The organism is Streptomyces sp. NPDC057099 (genome assembly GCF_042671245.1).
In the GTDB taxonomy this organism is placed as follows: Bacteria; Actinomycetota; Actinomycetes; order Streptomycetales; family Streptomycetaceae; genus Streptomyces; species Streptomyces purpurascens.
Genome location: NZ_JBHUTX010000038.1, coordinates 43,856 through 64,646, shown reverse-complemented (window position 1 = coordinate 64,646; position 20,791 = coordinate 43,856). Strand labels below are relative to the sequence as shown.

At 70.7% G+C, this 20,791-nt stretch carries 18 protein-coding genes; 4 read left to right on the top strand and 14 right to left on the bottom strand.

Annotated features, from left to right (window positions below; genetic code table 11):
* Positions 1–3 precede the first annotated feature (3 nt).
* From ACFT4A_RS32190 to ACFT4A_RS32150, 9 genes are all read right to left on the bottom strand, one after another.
* Entirely contained in the window at positions 4–534 is a 531-nt protein-coding gene (locus ACFT4A_RS32190) for a hypothetical protein (RefSeq protein ID WP_382837134.1), read from the bottom strand.
* Positions 531–2,192, bottom strand: a complete 1,662-nt coding sequence (locus tag ACFT4A_RS32185) for a class I adenylate-forming enzyme family protein (protein ID WP_382837132.1) — start codon at positions 2,190–2,192, stop codon at positions 531–533. Before ACFT4A_RS32185 ends, ACFT4A_RS32190 begins: the two co-directional genes overlap by 4 nt.
* Entirely contained in the window at positions 2,179–2,913 is a 735-nt protein-coding gene (locus ACFT4A_RS32180; RefSeq protein ID WP_382837129.1) for a hypothetical protein, read from the bottom strand. The genes ACFT4A_RS32185 and ACFT4A_RS32180 overlap by 14 nt, the downstream gene beginning before the upstream one ends.
* Positions 2,910–4,247 (bottom strand): beta-ketoacyl-[acyl-carrier-protein] synthase family protein, encoded by a 1,338-nt coding sequence (locus ACFT4A_RS32175; protein ID WP_382837126.1) that lies wholly within the window; start codon positions 4,245–4,247, stop codon positions 2,910–2,912. The genes ACFT4A_RS32180 and ACFT4A_RS32175 overlap by 4 nt, the downstream gene beginning before the upstream one ends.
* Positions 4,237–4,527 carry an acyl carrier protein gene (locus ACFT4A_RS32170; protein ID WP_184587592.1) on the bottom strand — a complete coding sequence of 97 codons (291 nt, stop codon included), beginning with the start codon at positions 4,525–4,527 and terminating at the stop codon, positions 4,237–4,239. Before ACFT4A_RS32170 ends, ACFT4A_RS32175 begins: the two co-directional genes overlap by 11 nt.
* A complete protein-coding gene (locus ACFT4A_RS32165; protein WP_031105264.1) occupies positions 4,524–4,799 on the bottom strand; it encodes an acyl carrier protein in 276 nt (91 codons plus the stop codon). Before ACFT4A_RS32165 ends, ACFT4A_RS32170 begins: the two co-directional genes overlap by 4 nt.
* Before the next feature lie 88 nt (positions 4,800–4,887).
* A complete protein-coding gene (locus ACFT4A_RS32160; protein WP_382837123.1) occupies positions 4,888–6,300 on the bottom strand; it encodes a class I adenylate-forming enzyme family protein in 1,413 nt (470 codons plus the stop codon).
* Positions 6,301–6,306: 6 nt separating this feature from the next.
* The gene (locus ACFT4A_RS32155) at positions 6,307–7,521 is read right to left on the bottom strand and encodes a 3-dehydroquinate synthase II family protein (protein WP_382837120.1); all 1,215 of its coding nucleotides are present in this window, start codon (positions 7,519–7,521) and stop codon (positions 6,307–6,309) included.
* Positions 7,518–8,336: a 2-amino-3,7-dideoxy-D-threo-hept-6-ulosonate synthase gene (locus ACFT4A_RS32150; protein WP_382837117.1), complete on the bottom strand. Its 819-nt coding sequence runs from the start codon at positions 8,334–8,336 to the stop codon at positions 7,518–7,520. The genes ACFT4A_RS32155 and ACFT4A_RS32150 overlap by 4 nt, the downstream gene beginning before the upstream one ends.
* Before the next feature lie 362 nt (positions 8,337–8,698).
* On the opposite strand from ACFT4A_RS32150, the gene ACFT4A_RS32145 reads away from it, so the two are divergent.
* Together ACFT4A_RS32145 and ACFT4A_RS32140 are read left to right on the top strand one after the other, a co-directional pair.
* Complete coding sequence (locus ACFT4A_RS32145; protein WP_382837114.1) at positions 8,699–10,075, top strand: MFS transporter; 1,377 nt, start codon at positions 8,699–8,701, stop codon at positions 10,073–10,075.
* 156 nt (positions 10,076–10,231) lie between these two features.
* A complete protein-coding gene (locus ACFT4A_RS32140; RefSeq protein ID WP_382837111.1) occupies positions 10,232–11,353 on the top strand; it encodes a PP2C family protein-serine/threonine phosphatase in 1,122 nt (373 codons plus the stop codon).
* A gap of 751 nt (positions 11,354–12,104) precedes the next feature.
* Here the strand turns inward: ACFT4A_RS32140 and ACFT4A_RS32135 are convergent.
* From ACFT4A_RS32135 to ACFT4A_RS32115, 5 genes are all read right to left on the bottom strand, one after another.
* Complete coding sequence (locus ACFT4A_RS32135; protein ID WP_382837108.1) at positions 12,105–13,169, bottom strand: zinc-binding alcohol dehydrogenase family protein; 1,065 nt, start codon at positions 13,167–13,169, stop codon at positions 12,105–12,107.
* Positions 13,170–14,294: 1,125 nt separating this feature from the next.
* Positions 14,295–15,425: a sensor histidine kinase gene (locus ACFT4A_RS32130; protein ID WP_382837105.1), complete on the bottom strand. Its 1,131-nt coding sequence runs from the start codon at positions 15,423–15,425 to the stop codon at positions 14,295–14,297.
* Between the two features lie 23 nt (positions 15,426–15,448).
* On the bottom strand, positions 15,449–16,153 hold the full coding sequence (locus ACFT4A_RS32125; RefSeq protein WP_382837103.1) for a response regulator transcription factor: 705 nt from the start codon (positions 16,151–16,153) through the stop codon (positions 15,449–15,451).
* A gap of 494 nt (positions 16,154–16,647) precedes the next feature.
* A complete protein-coding gene (locus ACFT4A_RS32120) occupies positions 16,648–17,736 on the bottom strand; it encodes an amidohydrolase family protein (protein WP_382837100.1) in 1,089 nt (362 codons plus the stop codon).
* A gap of 875 nt (positions 17,737–18,611) precedes the next feature.
* Positions 18,612–19,211, bottom strand: coding sequence for a TetR/AcrR family transcriptional regulator (locus tag ACFT4A_RS32115; RefSeq protein ID WP_382837097.1), 600 nt, complete (start codon positions 19,209–19,211; stop codon positions 18,612–18,614).
* Positions 19,212–19,356: 145 nt separating this feature from the next.
* On the opposite strand from ACFT4A_RS32115, the gene ACFT4A_RS32110 reads away from it, so the two are divergent.
* Positions 19,357–20,151, top strand: coding sequence for an alpha/beta fold hydrolase (locus ACFT4A_RS32110; RefSeq protein ID WP_382837094.1), 795 nt, complete (start codon positions 19,357–19,359; stop codon positions 20,149–20,151).
* A 168-nt stretch (positions 20,152–20,319) separates the two neighbouring features.
* Positions 20,320–20,691, top strand: a complete 372-nt coding sequence (locus tag ACFT4A_RS32105; RefSeq protein ID WP_382837091.1) for an antibiotic biosynthesis monooxygenase family protein — start codon at positions 20,320–20,322, stop codon at positions 20,689–20,691.
* The last annotated feature ends 100 nt before the right edge of the window (positions 20,692–20,791 follow it).

Here is a 20,791-nt window from a genome sequence, read left to right as displayed (position 1 = left end):
CGCTCAGCCCTCCGTACGCGGGGCGACCCGCATCAGCAGGCGGCACGCCTTGTCGCCGTCGCGCAGACAGCTCTCGGCCCGGTTCTCGGTCAAGGTCACGCCGAGCCCCTCGGACCAGCCCGCGTGGATGTCGGTGCAGGGGCACCGGTAGCCCTCCAGCGAACCGGCCATCCGCACCATGGTGATGGCGAAGTTCCGCCGCAGGGTGAGGACGATTCTGTCGTCGTCCTCGACCTCGGTGGAGGCGTTGCGCAGTTCCGGCGGGAACATGCGGTCGCCGCACTCGTCGTAGCGGCGGCGCAGTTCCTCCAGGTCCTTGCCGGTGTCGCCGCCGTCGGGCAGCGGGCCCGACCGGCGGGCGACGCGCTGCCCGACGTGCACGGCCACCTTGCGCATCGCCTCCGCGTTGATCTCGTTCGCGGCCTCCTGCCCGAAGCGCCCGGCCACGCCCTGGTACCAGTGGGCGTCGTGCTGCCACCACAGTCGGTACGCGTCCACCGTCTGCGCGCGGTGGTTGGTCCCCTCGTCCCTCACTCCTGCCCCCTGGTGGCGAACCGGTCGCGCATCACGCGTTTGAGGACCTTGCCCGTGGCGCCCTTGGGCACCTCGTCGGGTTCCATCCGCAGGGCCCGGGCCACCCGGGGGAACCCGGCGGCCGCCAGGACCGCGTTGACCCGCTCGGTCCACGCCTCGCCGTCGCCTACCGGGGCGTCGTCGTCCGTGAGCTGGAGCAGCGCGTACGCCTCGGCCTCTCCCCCGCCGTCCCAGTCCGCCCGTACGCCCTCGGGGGCCACCCCGACGACCGTGCAGTCGGCCAGTTCGGGCAGCTCCAGCAGGAGCAGTTCCTCGGTCCGGGTGCTGAACAGGATCCCCTCGCGGGTCCGGATCGCGTCCGGTGCCCGGTCGAGGTGGTAGAAGTTGCCGTCCTCGTCCTGGTGGGCGAGGTCTCCCGTGAGCCAGTAGCCGCCCAGCCGCAGCCGGTTCCAGGTCAGCGAGTCGTTCCAGTAACCGGGCGTGAGGGTCGGCGACTTCAGGCCGAGGCGGCCGATCCGCCCCGGTGGCAGCGGGGTGCCGTCCTCGGCGAGCACGGCGGCCTCGGCGAAGCTGATCGGCTTGCCGACGCAGCGCGAGTAGGCCGAGGTGTCCTTGGTGTGCCGGTTGTGGAAGACGGAGTAGCCCGCTTCGGACGAGCCGAGCCCGTCCACGAAGACGGAGCCCTCGACCCGCGTACGCCGCAGATCGCGTCCGATCCTCTCGTGGCTGCCGTACCGCACCAGGGCGCGGATGTGCGCCTCGTGCGCCGCGTCCCCGGTGTTGAACCACACCTGGACACTGTCCAGCCGGCGGCTCGTCAGGTCCTGCGCGGCCATCTCGCCGAAGGTCCCGGCGAAGGCCAGCACCGTGGTCGGCCGGAACTCCTCGATGGCGTCCAGCACATCGGTGCCGTGCCGGCTGGAGAGCAGCTTGATGTCCGTGCGGAGCAACAGGCAGTACAGCAGGGTCGCCACCATGGCGTTGTGCGCGCCCGGCAGCCCGACCAGGGTGCGTTCCATGTCGGTCCCGGTGGAGTAGCGCAGCCGGTGCAGCTGCGCGTACATCAGCGTCCGGTGGGTGTGCGGAACCCCCTTGGGCATGCCGGTGGTTCCGGACGAGTGCGAGATGAGCACCGGGTCGGTGGGGTCGTGCCGGTACGGGTACGACGGCGGCAGGGCGGCGCGGTCCCCGGGCCGGATGTCGGCGGCGGTGACGCAGAAGCCGAGCCCCGACCCCGACAGCACCGCGTGGTGCTCCCGGTCCGTGAAGGCGCCCACCGCCCCCTGTCCGCGTACGTACTCCCGGGCGGTCTCCGGGGCCAGGTTGCCGTTGACGAACGAGGGGATCGCGCCGAGGGAGGTCAACGCCAGGAAGTTCACCGCGAACTCGGCACTGGAGTGGGAGTGCACGGCGACCGGGTCGCGGGGCCGTACCCCTCGGGCGGCGTACCAGCCCGCGTAGGTCTCGACGGCCTCGATCAACTGCCCGAGCGTCAGCACCCGCGGGCGGCTGCCGTCCGGCGCCTGCCAGCTGCCGTCCGTCCGCAACACCGGCTCGTCGAGCGGGCGGTCGTACGCCGTCAGCCGCTCCAGGACGTTGCCGGCGCCCAGTTCGGTGTCGGAGCAGATCCGAGCGCGCTCCTGCCTACTGATGAGCATGGGTCTGCGTCTCCTTCCTCGCCTCGGAGTGGGTGGCCGCCAGATCGAAGAGGCCCTGGATGCTTCCGGGGCAGGCCGCGGACCAGGTGACCGAGTCGTGCGTCTCGTCCGCCCGGATCGTGACCGGGACCCCGGCGCCTGGACGGGCGAGCAGCAGCGCCGCTGCCCTGCCCGCGTTCGCGGGGCGGCCCGCCAACGGGTGCTCGCCGACGACCAGTTCCCGGTACACGGCCGCCGCCCGCTCACCACCGCCCAGTTCCACGCCCAGCACCAGCACCCGGTCCAGCTCCGGGTCCTCCAGCAGGAGATCCGCCATGGCCAGCAGCTCGGTCAGCGCGTCGTCGAGGGTGGAGAGGCTGAACATCTGCCCGGTGATCCCGAACTCCCGGCTCAGATGGCCCAGCACGGAGTTGGGGGTGGCCTGCATGAACAGGAGCGGGTTGTGGACCCGCCCGGCGACCATCCGGCTGCTGGCCAGATCCGCGGTGGTCGTGTCGCCCAGCAGGGCGGCCAGCGCCACGGCCGTCCGGGAGCCGCCACCCGCGGGCAGTTCGGCCAGGCACCGCCCGGCGACCTCATAGGCCAGCGGGCTGAACGCCGACTCCACGAAGCCGGGCAGCCTCGGCAGCGCGATGTCGTCCGGGCTCCCGGTGCCGTGCGTCGCGGTGGCACTCGCGAGGACGCCGAGGTGGGTTCGCGGTACGGGCTTGTCCGTCGTCACGGCCGCTCCAGCACGAGTGCGGTGTTGGCGCCCCCGAAGGCGGCGTTGATGGTGAGGGCCCGGCGCGGGTCGGCCCGGCGCGGCCGGTTCGGCACGTAGTCGAGGTCGCACTCCGGGTCGGGCCGGGTGAACCCGGCGGTCGGCGGCAGCACACCGTCCGTCAACGCCAGCATCGTGATGACGAACTCCACGATGCCCGCTGCCTCCAGGAGGTGCCCGGTGGTGCTCTTGGTCGAGCTCACCGGGATCGAACCGGCCCGCTCCGCGAGGGCGGCTCGCAGCCCCCGGGTCTCGGCGCCGTCGTTGTACTTGGTGCCGGTGCCGTGGGCGTTGACATACCCGAGGGCCGCGCCGTCCGGGTCGCCTGCCAGCCGCAGCGCCTGCCGTGCGGCCCGGGCCAGGCCTGCCCCCTCCGGATGCGGCTGGGCGATGTGGTGGGCGTCCGTCGCCGCGCCCCAGCCCGGCACGGACGCCAGCGGCCGGGCACCGCGCCGCCGGGCGTGCCCGGCGGACTCCAGGACGACGGCCGCGACTCCGTCGCCGAGCAGCAGCCCGCTGCGGTCGGCGCTGAACGGGCGCACCATGCCGTCGCGGGACAGGGCCCGGCCGGAGTCGAACTTGCCGAAGGTCTCCTCCTCCACGAGGTATCCGCCCGCGCAGACCGCCACGTCGATCCGGCCGGAGGAAATCAGCCGGCAGGCGTGGATGATCGCGGCGGCGGAGGCGACACAGGCGTTGGTGAAGGTGAGCCGGGGCCCGGCCAGCCCGAGGTGACCGGCCAGCAAATCGGCGAGCCGCGCGGGCACGGCGTCGGCGAACCGTGCCGCGACTCCCTCGGGCTCGGCACCGGGGTCGCCCGCGAGCAGGACGCCCGCGCCCTCGCCCCCGGCGCCGTTCAGCACCACATCCGCGTTCCGGCCGACGCCCTCACCGGCAGCACCGTTCCGGACGACGCCCCCGTTCCGGCCCGCGTCCGTTCCCGGCCCACGCGCCGACACCGACGCGGCCTCCTCGCCCCGCCAGTACCGCGTGACGCTCGTATGGTCGCCTGCGACGCCGAGCAGAATCGCCGCCTCCGTGCCCGGGCCGAGGCCGGCCATGTCGAGGGCTTCGGTCCCGCAGGAGGCGAGTGCGTGGCGCAGCGCCCAGTCCTCGACCGCGTCGGGCCCGTCGGGTGCGGCGGCGGCCATCGGCGTCCGGTAGGGGCCGGTGTCGAACCGTGTGGTGGGGCGGAACGCGGGGATCCCCGCGAAGACGCCACGCCGGAGGGCATCGGCGCCCGTGCCGAACGCGGTGCGTACGCCGAAGCCGGTGATCGTCACGTCACCGCTCATCCCGGCCGCTCCCTTCCGCCCGGTCGGTCTGTGCCGCGCGCAGGTATCCGGTGAGCCGCCGCAGCGAGGTGAGTCCGGCGATGTCCTCGTCGGTGGGCTCGACGACCAGGCCGTAGCGCTCCTCGACCACGTGGAGCAGCCACACCAGCCCGAGGGAGTCCAGCACCAGCTCGGCGTCCTCCCCGAGGTCGTCGGGCAGCCCGGGGAAGACCTTGCGGTCCGACAGCAACTGCCGGACGGTGTCGGTGGTGATGGGGGCCGGCGAGGCTTCCGTGCTCATGCCCGCGCACCGCGCCGGACGACCTCGGCGACGAGTCCGCCGAGGGTCAGGGAGGCCAGCGGCTCGATGTCGGTGTCCGGGATCTCCACGCCGAACCGGGACTCCAGCCGCATCGTGAGCTCGATCAGGCTGAGCGAGTCGACGTCCAGCCCGCCGACGGTCACCGGGCTGTCGTCGGTGATGCCCTCACGGCTGGTCAGGATGTTCATCTCGTCGATGACCGCGGTCAGCACGAACTCGCGGATCTCTTCTTCCAGGGTCGATGTGCTCATGGTCGACAGAACTCCAGTGAGAGGTACCGGTGGGGGAAACGAGGGAACGGGGGATGTTGCGGAAGGTGTTCGGGCGGCCCGGTCCGGCCTACGACGCACCGCTCGCCGCCGCCTGCAACGCCGCCGCCTGGCGCAGCAGCTTCCCGTTGGACGTACGCGGCAGGGTCTCCAGCAGCCGGATCACCCGCGGCAGCTTGTAGTCGGCCAGCCGCTCCCGGCACCACCGCAGCAGTTCCTCCGCGGACGGCTCCTCGGCATCGGCGGCCACCGCGACATAGGCCTCGGTCACGCCCTCGTGGACCAGGACCGCCTGCTCGACCGCCGGGTGTTCGCGGAGCACCTGCTCGACCTCGGTGAGATCCACCTTCAGACCGCCGATCACGACGAGCGAGTCGGCTCGGCCGTGCACGCTGACCGCCCCGGTGTCGTCCACGGTGGCCCGGTCCCGGGTGTGCAGCCAGCCGTCCGCGTACTGCGTACCGCCCGAGTCGAAGAGATACGGGGACTCGGCCAGCGCCACGTCCAGTTCGCCCCGGTACTGCCGTACCACCACGCCCGGTGCGGCCCGGCCGACCGAGGGCCGCAGCGCGCCGCCGACGTCGATGGCGACGATGCCGGTCTCGGTGGTGCCGTAGGCCTCGCCGACCGGGACGCCGTACCGTTCGGCGAACCGCGCCGCCACCCGCGGGGGCATCAGCTCGCCGCCCGACACCGCGATGCGCAGCTCGGGCAGGGCGGGCGGATCGAGGGCGGACGCGAGCAGTTCGAAGTGCATCGGCACTCCGAACAGGGCGGTGACCCGGTGGTCCGACGCGGTCCGCAGGATGTCGCGAGCGGAGACGCGGGGCGCGAACACCACGGAGACTCCGGCCGCCAGCGAGTACAGCAGCCCGCCGATCAGTCCGAAGCTGTGGGCTGTCGAACTGAGCAGCAGCAGCCGGTCGCCCTCCTCCGGCATACCGGGAACCGTGGCGAACGCGTCCACTTCGGCGGCGAGCGACCGTACGGTCCTGCCGATCACCTTCGGCCGTCCCGTGGAGCCCGAGCTGAACTGCACCAGCCGGTGCCCGGTGGCGGCCGGCCGGCCGGTCCTGCGGCACTCGGTGGTGACCTCGTACTCGGGCCGGAAACCGAACGCCGCCCGGACGTTGGACCCGGCGCCGACCAGGAACTGCGGCCGGCAGACCGCGCAGAGGGACTCCACCTCGGCCGGCTTGAGCCGGAAGTCGAGGAGCAGCACCTGGGCGCCGAGCCGCCACAGCGCGAGCAGGACTTCCACCTGGGTGAAGCTGGGCGGTGTCCGCAGTCCCACGGTGCTGCCCGGGCCGATGCCGTATCCGGCGAACACGGCGGCCTGTTTGGCCACCCGCTCACGTAACTCCGCGCGGCTGACCGTCTCCTGTCGGTGAATCAGGAACGGCAGCCCGTCGTCCCGGGCGTCGAGCAGCCGCTGGACGAGGGAGCCCATGGAGCCGGCCGGGTCTGTCGCGCGTTCGCCCATGAGGCCTCAGACCTCCTTGCAGAACTCGCCGATGGGCAGGCCGACATGGCGCTTGTCCGTGGCCAGATAGCCGAGCAGTTCGTCACCGGTCCGCAGTTCGGTGACGTTGAGGACCTTGCCGCCCGGGCCGAGCACCCGTACGTGCCAGTCGTCCTGGACGGTCAGGCTGACCAGCCGTCCGTCCTCGGCGTGGGTGCGGATCTCCAGCAGCGGCCGGGACTCCAGCTTGGCGCGGCCGACCACGACCCGCCGGGTGCGGCCGTCGGCGCCGACCGCGAGCAGGACGCTGCCGGAGCCCACCTCGCTCAGGTAGTTGGTGCGGTTGTCCGGTCCGAGCGTGTACGAGTGCAGGGCTCCGGCGTTGACCCGGAACGGCCGGGTCGGCATGTACGGCAGCGGGTGGGTCTCGCTGCAGCACAGGACGAAGCCGGAGGAGTAGGAGCCGACGAGGATGCCCTCGTCCTCCTCGAAGTGGGAGCAGGTGTCGACGCAGACCCGGTCACCGAGTCCGACGTGCCGGATGCTCTCCACGGTCAGCGTGGACAGCTCCAACTGGGGTGTGCTCGCCTGCAGCAGCCGGGCCAGCGCGAACACCTCGTCGGCGCTGCGGGGTGTGAACAGGATGCCGTCCGAGCCGCGCTCCAGCACGTCGAAGACGATCGCCGCCTCCTCCAGGCCGTCGACGACGGTCACCAGTTTGCCGTCGGCGGACTCGGCCGCGGCGAGCACGATCTCCAGCGGGATCTTGGTCGGGTCGGCGAAGTGGATGACGGTGTACGGCAGCTTCATGGCACCGGCGCACGACAGCTGGAGCGTGCGGTCGTCCCGTACGTCGACGATGCCGGCGGCGGGTGTGCCCCCGGCGGCGCGGTTGCCGGCGGCGAGGGCGTCCAGTTCGTCCTCGGTGCCGAACCTCCGCAGCAGGACGTCGATTCCGCCGCCGGCCGGGGAGCTCCCGGACCGGGTCGGTGACCCGGCGTCGGCGGTGCCCTTCGTCTCCTTGGCGCCGGTGGCCTTCCCCTCCTTGTCACCGGGCTTCTTCGCGGCGGCCGGGGCCCGGCCCTCGGGTGCCAGCACCCGGGTGACGGTCGGGGGCAGCGTCGCGAGCAGCTCGGCATCGGCGGCCACCACCCCGGCCATCCGGGCGTGGACGGCCGCGTCCACCACCGCCTGGAGCTGGGGGCCGGGGACTTCACGCAGATCGATCCATGCGAACCTCATGCGACTCCTGCCACGAACGTCGAGGGGTGGGTCATGCTCATGTCATGCGAAGTGCCACCGTCGCCGTGCACGACCGCGGCGAGGCGGGCCACCAGGGAGGCGGGCGAGGGGGCCGAGAAGATCCGGCGGCCGACGGCCAGTCCCCGGCAGCCGGTGGCCATCACGGCGGTGCCGTACTCGACGAGGTCGGTGCCGTCCGGCGGACCGCCCGCGGCGAGGACGGGGATGGGGCTGCCCGCCACCACCTCCGCCATCCGCTCGACCGGCAGGGCGACGGAGGTCTTCACCATGTCCGCGCCCAGGTCCGCGGCGACGTTGGCCAGGTGCGCGAGGAGAGCGGGGTCGCGCGGGTCCTCGATCCGGGGGCCGCGAGGGTAGACCATCGCGATCAGCGGCATGCCCCACGCGTCACAGGAACGGGCCACCGCCCCCAGATCGGAGAGCTGCCGCGCCTCGGTGTCCGAGCCGATGTTCACATGGACGCTGACCGCGTCCGCGCCGAGCCGCAGGGCCTCCTCGACATCGGCGACCAGCACCTTGGCGTGGACGTCGACGGAGCAGGCGGTACTGGCGCTCAGGTGCACCACCAGCGCGCAGCTCTTGAGGATGTCCGGCGCGAAGGCGCGGGCGCGCCCCTTGTGGACGATGATCCCGTCGGCCCCGCCGTCCACCAGCGCCCGGAGCAGGCCGTCCCATTGGCCGGCGGGGACGATCGGGCCGTCCGAAACGCTGTGATCGAGAGGAACGAGCAGATGCCGGCCGTCACCGGCCAGCGAAAGCCTTCTCAAGCGTAATAACTTGCCGGTTTTCAGCATGGGTAATACGCCTCCCCAGCCGGTGGCCGCATAAAGTCCGAAAAACGATGGTCGTAGAACTTTCAAGTTGCGCCGTTGCGAGCATTTCCCGTGCGGCGGCCGGTTGGCAAGGTGTGATCACCCGTCAATTTTTATGCGTTCCTCGGAATTATTATTGACAGCAACGTGACAGGTGCAGCGGGATTGACGGCCACGTGAGGTGCTGTTCGTTGCATTTTGTTGCGGATGCCACGTGTAAACGGTCGCCTATTCTTCCGTCACCCCCGCCGTCTCGTTCGATAATTCGGACGCCCGGATTTCCCTCACGCTTCTTCGGACGCTTCCTTGTCGAATTCGAATTCCCGGCCCTAGGGTGACTGCCCATGCCCGAATCACCGTCCAAGACCGGTCCCGAGACCGCCGGCCCGAGAGCCGCCGCGTCACCACCCCCGGCGGAGAAATCCGCCGCGCGGACCGAGGCACCGCGAGTCGCCGCCGCGAGCCTGGTCGGCACCACGATCGAGTACTACGACTTCGCCGTGTACGGCACGGCCTCCGCGCTCGTCCTCGGCCCCGCCTTCTTCCCCTCCGGCAACCCCACCGTCTCCTCCCTCGCCGCGTTCCTCACCTTCGCCGCGGCGTTCCTCTCCCGTCCCCTCGGCGTCGTCCTGTTCGGGACGATCGGCGACCGGCTGGGCCGCAGACAGGCCCTGGTCGCCTCCCTCCTGCTGATGGGCGTCGCCACCGTCGGCGTCGGACTGCTGCCCACGTACGAGACCGCCGGACTCCTCGCCCCCGTGCTGCTGGTGACACTCCGTCTGCTCCAGGGCCTCAGCATGGGCGGAGAGTGGGGCGGGGCGGTGCTGCTCGCCGCCGAGCACGCACCCCCCGGCCGCCGCGCGCTGTACGCGTCCGTCCCGCAGGCCGGCCCCTCGCTCGGCTTCCTGCTGTCCAGCGCGGTCATCCTGCCCACGCTCCACATCGCCGGCCGGGACGGCTTCGCCGACTGGGCCTGGCGCATCCCGTTCCTGCTCAGCACCGTGCTCGTCGTCATCGGCCTGTGGGTGCGTACGACGGTCTCCGAGTCACCCGTGTTCCGCGACGCGGCTCAGCGCACCGCGCAGGCATCGGCCCCGGCGCCGGAGTCCCGCTTTCCGCTGGCCACGCTCCTCAAGCGGTATCCCGGCCGGCTGCTGCTCGGCACCGGCGCGGCGATCGGCGGTTCGGCCGTCTACTACCTGACGATCGTCTACAGCCTCTCGTACGGCCCGAAGGAACTGGGCATCCCCCAGAACACGATGCTGACCGCCGCGAGCATCGGCGCCGCGGCCGGTATCGCCATCACCCTCCCGGTCGCCAGACTGTCGGACCGGATCGGCCGCCGCCCGGTGATGCTGACCGGAGCCGTCGGCTGTGTGCTGTGGGCGGTGCCCATGTACGCCTCCCTGAGTTCGCGCGACGCCTGGCTGATCACCGGCGCCTACACGGTCGGCCTCATGCTGCTCGCGCTCATGTTCTCCCCGGTGGCCGCGTTCCTCCCTGAGCTGTTCCCCGCCCGGCTGCGCTACAGCGGAGCCTCCGCGGCCTTCATCCTCGCCAACACCCTCGGCGGCGGCTTCGCCCCCCTGGTCGCCACCTGGCTGAACAGCCGCTGGGATTCCCCCCTCGTCCTCGGCTTCTACACCGGCGGCCTCTGTCTGCTGAGCATGCTGTGCCTGCTGGCCCTCCCGGAGACCCGCGACCACGAGTTCGACAGCTGACGGTTCGTGTGGTCCCCGGGGACGCGCAGGGCGTCGACTCACGCTCAGGTGCGGGCCGGGCCCTGGAGAGCCACTGCGTGCCCGGCGGGGCGCCTCCATCCGGGCGGCCTGACCTGCATACCGTGCACGGAGATCACTACGTGCCCGGGAGTTCCCATGATCGGTACCCGTCGAAGAAGGCCGCCGGACGCCCTTGAGGCGATCGAGCCTCCGGGCCACCTCGCGCTGGCCTTCGGCGTGGTGTCGGTGACGGCCCTGGTGGAGATCCTCGGTGCCCTGTCCGGGTCCGAGGTGTGGCTCCTCGGTCTCCTGGTCTTCCTCCCGGGTACGGCGTCGGCGCTGTGCACCGTTCAGCAGACGAGGTTCGTGTCCGCCTGGACCACGGTCTTCGTCACCCTCACCGTGCTGCTGCGCGGCAGTGACGTGGGCCGGTCGCTCGACCGGGCCCTGCTGGTGGTGCTCACGCTCGCCCTGGCCGTGACCTCCGTCTACGCCTGCCACCGCCGTGTCAGCCGCGAGCACGAGATGCTCCGCCTGCGCTCCACCGCCGCCGCCATGCAGCGGCACATCCTCCACCCTCTGCCCCTGATCACCGACGACGTCCTGGTGAACGGCGTCTACGAACCCCTGCAGGAGGACCGGCTCGTCGGCGGTGACATCTACGAGGTCGTCGCCTCGCCCTGGGGGACACGGGTGCTGATCGGTGACGTGCAGGGCAAGGGACTGGCCGCCGTGGGGGCCGCGTTCGCCGTCATCGGCACCTTCCGCGAGGCGGCCCACCGGGAGGCCACGCTCACCGCGCTCGTCGACGCCATGGACGCCTCGGTCGTCCGGCACAACTCCTACGCCGAACAGAACGGGGACGAGGAGCGGTTCGTCACCGCGCTCGTCATCTCCGTCGACGCCCACACCGAGGCACAGGTCGTCAACTGCGGGCACATCCCACCCCGGTTGGTGCACGACGGCGTCGTCACCGCGCCGCCGCTGGAGTCGGGTGTCCCGCTCGGTCTCGCCGAACTGGCCTCCGAACCGACCACCGTGGGCTGGTTCGAGTTCCCGGCCGGTTCGACGCTGCTGCTGACCACCGACGGCCTCACCGAAACCCGCGCCGCCGACGGCACGTTCTACCCGGTCGACGAGCGGCTGACCGAACACCTCGCCCTCTCTCCCACCCAACTGCCCCAGGCCCTGTACCGAGACGCCCGCGCCTTCGCCGGCAAGGGCAGCCAGCACGACGACGTCGCCGTCCTGACCGTCCGCCGCTCTCCGTACGGCTGAGCGAGGGCGCAGGTCAAGCCCAGGCCGTCACCGGTACGAACGAGCTGCCCTGCGGGGAACGTCCAGACACGTCTGGAACCCGCTCTGACCTGCACAGAAGCCCCGTCACCCAGGACCGCGTGCACATTGCGTGCGCACTACCGACAGCCAACTCGCATGCGATGGGCACGTGCACGATGAGCGCGCAGTTCACGACTTCTTCCTCCCCTTGCGAGCGGCGACACCTGACGGCTACGCGGCCCCGCAGCTTCGCCCTAGGCACCGCGGCGGGTGACCTGACAGCCAGCGGTCACCTTCGGGGGGCTCCTGCTGTTCGTGGTCGTGGTCACCTTTGTCGCGATCAAGCGCCCTGCCGTGCAGGATTCGATCGAGAGCATCAACGCCCACCGCGTCGCCTCTCGCACTGGGACGCCGAAAGCCTAAGCCGGGGGGACTGGCGCGGCGGCTGACGATCCGCTTCCGGTCCCCACCGCTGCAAACGTGTGGGGGGTCCCTGCACACGCCTTGTGAGGTGAACGGGGCCGGCTGTTGGCGGTCTGCTGTGCGCGCAGAACCCAAGGTGCTGGCAGCGCGAGGCGGTCGGCAGCTACCGCCGGCGCGGGATGGTGACCCGGACATCCGCGAGGACGGTGCCGGTCGCCGTGTCGCGATGCACAGGTGCCTACAGCCCCCAGTCTGACGATCACAGCGTTACCACCTATCTCTGGCGGGGTTCTGCCGCCTTCACCTCTTCAGTAATCGGCTCGGGGTGTTAGGGCAGGAGGAGTACTTTGCCGGTCTGCCGGTGGCTTTCGAGGTAGGCGTGGGCTTCGGCGGCTTCTTCCAGGGGGTAGGCGCGGTCGATGATCGGGGTGATCTTTTTGTCAGCCAGCAGTTCCAAGCAGAGTTGCTGGTCGCGCAGGGTGGCGCCGCGCACGCTGGCGATCCTCACCTGTCGGCCGATGAGGGCGAGTGCGTCCAGTTCGAGGCGGGAGCCCTGGTCGGTCGGTGTGCCCAGGACGATGACCGTGCCGCCGAGCCGTGTACAGAAAAGAGAGAGCTGGAAGAAGTCGTTGCCGCCGACACAGTCCCAGACGGCATCGGCGCCCAGACCGTGCGTCAGCTCCCGCACGTGTGCGGGCAGTCGGGGATCGGTGGAGTGCAGGATGTGGTCGTAGCCGAGCTTGCTGAGCGCTTCGTCGCGGTCCGGCTTCGTGGTGGTGCCGATGACGGTGGCTCCGCTGAGCTTGGCCAGTTGTGCGCAGGCGATGGCCATTCCGCCGCTGGCGCCGGTGATGACCACGGTGTCGCCGGGACCGACGGGTGCTTGCCGCGCGCAGTTGAGCGGGGTGGTGTAGGTCCACATGGTGGCTGCGGCCGTCTCGAAGTCGACGCCGTCGGGGATGGGCAGGATCGCGTCCTGGTGGCGCACGATGTACTGGGCGTATCCGCCGAAGACCTGGTGTCCGGGGTAGGCGGTGTCGACGCACAGGTTTTCGAGGCCGCGTACGCACAGGGCGCAGTTACGGCACGGCGGGTGCGGGAGCTGCACCGCCCTGTCGCCGGGATGCCACCTGGTGACGTTCTCGCCGGTGGCGGCGATTTCACCGGCCGCGTCCCGGCCGAGCTGGAACGGCAGGGGCCACGGCGGCCGTCCCGGCAGAGGCTGCGGCAGGTTGCCCGCGCGGTAGCGCAGGTCCCAGCTGTTGACGGCCGTGGCGTGCACGCGCATCAAGACGTCGTCGGGACCGACCTCGGGAATCGGCGCCTCGACGTACTTGAGCACCTCGGGCCCGCCATGTTCGAACAGGCGGACCGCCATCATGGTCTGTTCCACTCTCACGTTCCTTCACATCGTTACGCAGTTCATCTAGGGGTTCATGGAGCCGCCTGCGCCTCGCCCGCCCCGGTCAGAACGTGTGGGAGCGGACCTCGGCCAGACGGCTCACCAGGGGCGGACCAGGGACTGAACGGTCCGACGATCGGCCACTTGGTCCCGGGGCGGGTGAGCGTCATCTGGAAGATCCGCCCCGTCGTCTCCGGGTCGGACGCCGGCGTCGGGTTCGCGAGCAGGTCTACGACTGAGCACGAGTCCGGCGCACCGTTCCTTCATGCAGCGCGTACTCGCTGAGCGTGCAGCCAGCCGGATCCACGTGCCCGGTCGACTCCAGACGGAGGGACGCGCCTCGCACGGCGGGAACCGGACAGCGCGGAGTGCGCGACCGTTGTCAGGTGCCGCAAACGGTGGTGATCAACGGCGGTCGATGACGGGACGAGGAAAGCCTGCATGACCGCCAGGCAACAGCCGCCTCATAAAACACGTACCACTCGGCGTATGAAGCTTCCATGAAGCCGGCTCTCCATGCTGGCGCCCCCATCCCGTCCCCGACCGAGATGCCGGTGACGCCCTCGCCGGCCTGGTCGACGATGCCGACCGCTTCCGAGGCCAGGGTGGCGGGGAAGGTGACGGGGAACAACTGCGCCGAGCACCGATGTGATCCGGGCGCCACTGACCAGGCCCTGCCGCGCCTGTACGCTGCCCCGGCCGTGGTGATTCCCCACAGCGGGCTGGCGGATCTGTCCGCCAACGGTGCGTACGCACCGTTCCAGGTCAGGTCTACAAGAAGTCCTCGGGTGGGCCGGCTCCGCCGTCACCACCGCCGAGGCGGAAGGGAGTTGGCAGGGCCGGCGGGCGCCGACGTGCCGGTGCTGGCCCTGGCCAGCGGCGTCACCGAGACCGCGCCTCTGCTGGTCGTCGTGCGAACTCAGGACACTTCCCTGCCCGAGGTGCATCTGACGCCCGCTCACGCGCTGTGGGACCTGCTGACCGCTCACCGGAAAGACCCGCGGACCGAGCGGTTCGCGGGACGCTGGCCGTGTCACGCGCCGCGGCAGCCGCACGCGCCCTCGCCGACCGCGACCTGCTCATCGCCGCCGCTCCGGGGTCGATGCGTCGATAGAGTCAGCGGGAGACCTGAGGCATGCCGCCCTCGGGGGCGGGTTCCTGCGGTAGGCGCAAGGTGAAGGTTGCTCCCTTGCCCAGCCCGGCGGATTGCGCGGTGATGTCTCCGCCGTGGGCTCGGGCGATGCCCCGGGCGATGGTCAGGCCGATGCCGCTGCCGCCGGCGGCGGCGGGGCGGCCAGGATGATCAAGGCGTTCGAAGCGATGGAAGATGCGTTCGAGGTCGTGCTCGACGATGCCGATGCCGTCGTCCTTGACGCGGACGATCACGTGGTGCACGGGAGACGGTTCGATGTGCACGGACAGCGCCACATGCCCGTGCCGATCGCATGCTGCCAGTGCGTTGCCGAGCAGGTTCACCAGGACCTGGGTGATCCGGTCCGGGTCGCAGAGGGCGCCGACGGGGGTGCCTGCATCGACGACGAGGGTCACCATCTGGTCGTCGTACTGGGGGCGCAGTCGCTCGACCGTGGCCCGTGCCAGCGTGGCCACGTCGGTGGGCTTGCGGTGAAGATCGAAGGCGGCCTCCTCCGACCGGGACAGGCTGGAGAGGTCGCCCGCCAGGCGCTGCAGCCGGTGAAGGTCGTCGGCGAGGGAGGCGAACATCGCCTCATCGGGGATGAAGATGCCGTCGGCCATGCCCTCGATCTGGCCGCGTAGGAGGGTGATGGGGGTGCGCATCTCGTGGGCGACCTCGGAGATCAGGCGGGCGCGGCGGCGTTGGGTGTCGGCGAGCGCTGCCGCCAGTGTGTTGACGTCCTCGACCAGCGCTGCCAGGCCCGGCTCGCTGGGGAGTTCGAGGATGTCGTCGTAGTGTCCCTCAGCGAGCCGGCGCGTGGCGGCGCGCACCCTGTCGAGCGGACGCAGCAGAAACCGGGACAGGGCGACGGAGGCCGGGAAGGCCGCGGCCACTCCGAACAAGAGGCCGATCTGCAGGACCACGTCGGCTTCGACGTCGGCAAACCCGAGCCACACCTCGATCAGCGCGCTGATCGCCGCCATGGCCAGCAGCGCCAGGAGGAGCACCATGACGTGCGAGAGCACCAGCCGGTTGCGGAGCGACAGCCGCTCCTGGATTCGGCGCAGCCGCGCACGGGACCTGTGGTAGGCCGGGAAGCCGGAGGGAAGCATGGGCGGGGTGTCCTTCCTGGCCGCTAGGCGGGGCGCCCGAGGAACCGGTAGCCGATGGTGCGGACGGTGCCTACGAACCGGGGTGCGTTCGCGTCGTCGCCCAGCGCGCGCCGCAGCGTGCGGATGTGCACGTCCACGACGCGCTCGTCGCCGAAGAAGTCCTCGCCCCACACCTGGATCAGCAGTCCGCGCCGGGTGAAGACCCGCCCAGGAGCGCGGGCCATCGCGAACAGCAGATCGAAGTCGAGAGCGGAAAGCTCCACCGTCCGGTCGGTGTCGACGAGGACGGTCCGTGTCTCGGGATCGACGGTCAGTCCGTCGAAGCGCAGCATGTCGTCCTCGTGTGCCTCCTCGGGGCGGCTGTCGGTGCGCCGCAGGATGGCGCGCACCCGTAGTGCCAGTTCGCGGGGGCTGAACGGCTTGGTGACGTAGTCGTCGCTGCCGGTGGTGAAGCCGATCAGCCGGTCGACCTCCTCGTCCCGGGCGGTGAGCATGATCACCGGGATCTGGCTCGCCTCCCGGATGCGGCGCAGGACCTGGAATCCGTCCAGCCCGGGGAGCATCACATCGAGCACCACGAGGTCCGGCCGGTCGCGGGTGACCGCCCGCAGGGCGGACGGTCCGTCCGCGGCTTCGAAGACGTGGATCCCGTCCGCCTCCAGGTAGCCGCGCACGGTCATGCGGATCTTTGGTTCGTCATCGACGACCAGAACGCGCTGCGTGCTCATCGTGCTCGCTTTCCATCGCCGAGTTGAGAACAGGGAGGGGGAAGGCCGTCATGGCCGCGGGGGCACCGGCGGCATGGAGGCAGAGGACCTGGAATACGGCCAGCGTACGGTGTCTGTCGTGGCCGCCATCTGTGTCCCTCGTCGGCGCAGGGCGGCCGCCAGGCTCCGGCAGACGGCGAAGTGGGACGGGATGTGCACGACGTCGGAACCGATCTCCTTCAGCGGCCGGGCGACCTGCCAGGGCAGGCAGGAACGGGGTGCGGTGGAAAGCTGGCCGGTACACCGTGCTCCCCTTCTCCACTCTGGTCCTGGCACCTGCCTCCGCCGCCGGGCAGATCAGGAACCGGCTTCCCCATCCCGCGGGCCGCGTTCGCCCGGCCAGGCGACGTCGATCTCCGTCGGTGGCCCCTCCGTCGGCCGGCGCTGACCTTTGCCCAGAGCGCCGCCCGCGCCCCGTCGGCAGGGCAGCGGGCGGCTTTGTGCGCGGTCGCGGCTCAGCGCGAGCCGGCGCGGCGTATACGCGCCCGCAGCTTCGGGAACTGCTCGAGGGCGTTGGTCCGCTCCAGAGCGATCCGCTGGCGCCGACTGTAGATCGCGTCGACGGTCGGTTCGGGGTCGCCTGCCTTGAGGACCGGCAGGCTGCCCTTGAGGAAGGGCATCGTCTCGACGTTGTCGGCCGCGTAGAGGTGGCGGGTCGCCGGCCAGTCGCTGCCGAACATGATGTGGTCGGCGGGCACCAGCGACGACAGCGGCTGCAACTGCGCGGCGGTGAACGCCTGTGCGTCGTCGAAGTACATCCGCTTGATGTACTTGAGGGGGCCTTCCGGCAGCACCTCGTTGAACGGCGGGAAGGCCGAGTGCCGGGTCGCCAGCCGGTAGGCCAGGAACGGCAGTGCCCCACCACTGTGCGTGAAGTGCCAGCGGATGTTCGGGTAGTCCCGCAGGACACCGTTGTAGATCAGGCTCGTCATAGCACGGGTCGCGTCGAAGGTGTACTCGAAGACGTTGTTCCCGGCCGGGATGTCGGGGCCGAAGCAGAGCTTCGGAGCCGGGTTAACCTCCGGGCCCGTCGGATGGACGTAGACGTAGGCACCGCGGTCATTGAGGATCTCGTACAGGGGCGCGAAGGCAGGATCCCCCAGGTAGGTGCCTTTGTAGTTGGTGAGCAGGCAGATGCCGTCGAGATCCAGTTCGCCGAGCGCGCGGTCCACCTCGGCCACCGATCCCTCGATGTCGGGCATCGGGGTGACCGCGAAGATCCCGAACCGGTCACCACGGGTCTGCACGAGGTCGCGGGCGTAGTCGTTGACCGCGCGGGCGGTGGCACGCCGGTCGTCGACCGGGCCGACGGTGACCTGGAGGTCGCCAAACGACAGGACGCTGGCCTGGATCCGGTACTGGTCCATGAAGGCCAGGTGCCGATCGACCGACCACGGACCGTACGCCCCGTTAATGGCGCCGAGCAGGCCATAGCGCTTCAGGTAGTCGTTGTACACGTCGGGGGAATAGTGCGCGTGGGTATCGATACGCCAGTTGCCCTTCGGCAGCCCCGAGCCGGACGGTGCCGCCTCCGGAGTAGCCATGGCAGCCGGCACCGTGGCCGCCGCCGCCCCGACAAGCGCCGCGGCCGAAGCCCCTTCGATCATCCTTCGACGCGAGATGTTCCGTCGCAGGTTCATGTCCAGTTCCCTCTTCATTCTGTGTGCGAGTCAGGTCGTATGTGCGCATCACGGCGCCGCCGCCAGGCCGGGCGCGGCCCTGTGCAGGACGGCGATGGTCCCCGCCGTAGTGCAGACCGCTGCCTCCACGCGCGGCCGTGCGCGCGGTGCAGGCCAATCGCGGAGCGCAAGCGGGTAGTCGCTCCTCGGCCGAGCCAGTGGCCGCCAACAGGTCGATCAGGCGCTCATGAGTGGGAGCCCCATGGCGCCGACGCAGCCGCGCCGGCCGGCAGGCGGCTGTGGAGCGGACCCGCGAGCAGCGCCACCGCGCCCGCCGGCGCTGCCCCCACGCAGGTCAACAGGCCGCCGGTTCCTTCATGCAGGGCGGCATCGCCGACCTCATGCCCAGCGGGGTCCACGCGCCTGGCCGACCCCAGACGAAGGAACGCGCCGATCACGAAGGAACCGGACAGCGCGGCGTCAACTGCCGTAGTCAGGTGCCGCACAGCAGGGTGATCAACGCTGTCCACCGGCGGGACGAGGAGTACGTGCATGACCGCCAGACAACAGCCGCCTCATAAAGCACCTACCGCTCAGCACATGAAGCTTCCATGAAGCCAACCGCCGGACCGGCGCCCGTGCCTTCGAGAGCCTCGTAGCGGTGCAGGGCCTCGCTCAGGTCGGTGGTCGGCCACACAGGCTCGACCAACCGACGTCGCCGAGCACGCCCGGGTACCTGACGGCGCGCTGCCTGAACGCACGTGTCCCGGTTGGCCTCTGCCACGAGTTCTCGGTGACTACTACGCGGAGTCCTGCGGTGCGTCGGCACGCCGCAGCATGGTGAGCCACTGGGCCACGACGGCGTCGATGAAGGCGTCGGTGACCTGGCCGCGGTCGAGGAAGAGCCGGGCGAGGACGGGCCCGTACAGCAGGGTGAACTCGTCTTCGCTGATTTGGACGCCCGAAGGCTCCAGCAGCCTGTTGAAGCCGACGTAGCGGTCTTCGCCGATGCGGACGAGTGCCCGGGCGCTGTCGGGGTCGTGGTCGGCCTGGGCGGTGACGGCCAGAGCCGCGGTTCGCACGGACGGCACGCTGACCCCGGCGCGCAGGCTCTTCAGCCAGGCGGTGGCCACGGCGCCCACGTCGCTGCCCGGTTCGGGATAGGTGCCGAGGTCGGGGCCTTCGAGGACGAGGTCGAAGAGCAGTGCGGCCCGGGTGGGCCAGTGCCGGTAGAGGGTCTGACGGGTGACGTCCGCCCGCTCGGCCAGCAGGGCATAGGTCAGCCCGGCCGGTCCCACCTGAGGCAGCAGTTCCCGCGCGACGGCCAGCACGCGGTTGCGGGTCCGCTGCACGCGCGGGTTGCCCGGGGTCGGCTGACGGCGATGGAGGGGCTGCTTCATGCCGCCACCCTACCGGCACATCATACGGCGAGTGTGATTGACGCCACAGGCGCCAATCATACGCTTCGTGTGATAAACCTTGGAGAGCAATCACACGCACTGGATGATTCTTGCGTGACGGTGCACATTCGAAAGGCAGACGGCCATGTCACCTCGCAACCTGCTCGCACCCACGTTTTCCCGCACGCGCCTCGGTTCCGGCCCCGGCCTGCTCCTCGCCCATGGCGCCGGCAGCAGCCTGGCCGGCACCTACGGCCCCGTGCTGGAAGCACTCGCCACCCGCCACACCGTCGTCGGCATCGACTACCCCGGCAGTGGTGACACCCCCCGCTCCACCGCCCCGCTGTCCGTCGACGACCTCGCCGACCAGCTCATCGCCGCCGCCGACGCGGAGGGCCTCGACCGCTTCGCCGTGTCCGGCTTCTCCCTCGGCGGCCCGGTCGCCATCCGAGCCGCCGCCCGCCACCCCGAGCGCGTCACCGCACTCGTCCTGACCGCCGCCTTCCCGCACCGCGACAACCGGCTCGCTCTCGCCACTTCGGTCTGGAGCAAGATCGCCGCGTCCGGCGACCGCGAGCTGCTCGCCGAATTCCTGCTCCTGATGGCCCTCGGCACCCAGGCGCTGGAGTCGATGCCGGCCGAGCAACTGCGGCAGACCCTCGGCTACACCGCCGCCACCGCGGCCGACGGCAGCTCCGAGCAGACCGACCTCGTCGGCCAGGTCGACGTCCGGGACGACCTCGCCGGAATCACGGTCCCCACCCTGGTCGTCTCGACCACCGACGACCGGCTCACCTCTACCGCCCTGCACCGCCAGCTCGCCGAGACCATTCCCGGCGCCCAGCTCGCGGAAATCGCCACCGGCCACCTGCCGATGCTGGAACGGACCGAGGAGTGGCTGCAGCTCATCACCGACTTCCTCGACAAGCACCACGCCTGAAAGCACACCACGAGTGGGGCCACGCGGCGGCCATCGGCGTAGCCCCTCACGCGGACCGCCCACTGATCACGACTCACCGACACGCAAACGGGCCGCCTCCCGGTCCCGGATCACTTGAATCGCTGTGGGTTCGTAGACCCACTTCCCCCTCGATTTCACGGAGAAATCATGCTCAAGTTCGGCCACCTCGACGCGTCCACCCACTTCCACGACCAGCAGAAGGAGAAGGCCGGCCCGGTCACCGTCATCAACACGTTTGTCGCCCCGGAAGGCAAGGAGGACGAGGTGGTGGCCGCCTGGACGGACGACGCGGAGTACATGAAGAAGTCGGGGAGCCTTCTCTCGGTGCAGCTGTACCGGGGCATCGGCGGCAGTCGGCTGTTCACCAACGTCGCGGTCTGGAAATCCACCGAGCACCTCCGTGCAGCGCTCGGCACACCGGAGTTCGCCTCGCACCTGGAGGGCTACCCTGCCGGCACCGTCGCCTACCCGCACCTGTACCAGAAGCTCGCAGTCGAAGGCGTCTGCGAAGGGGAATGACGACCGCTCCCCGATTCCGGCCTGCCGTTCGCCACGCACACGACGTGTGGCGAACGGCAATCCCTGAGCGGCGGACGACTCGCGCCGATGACGCCGATCT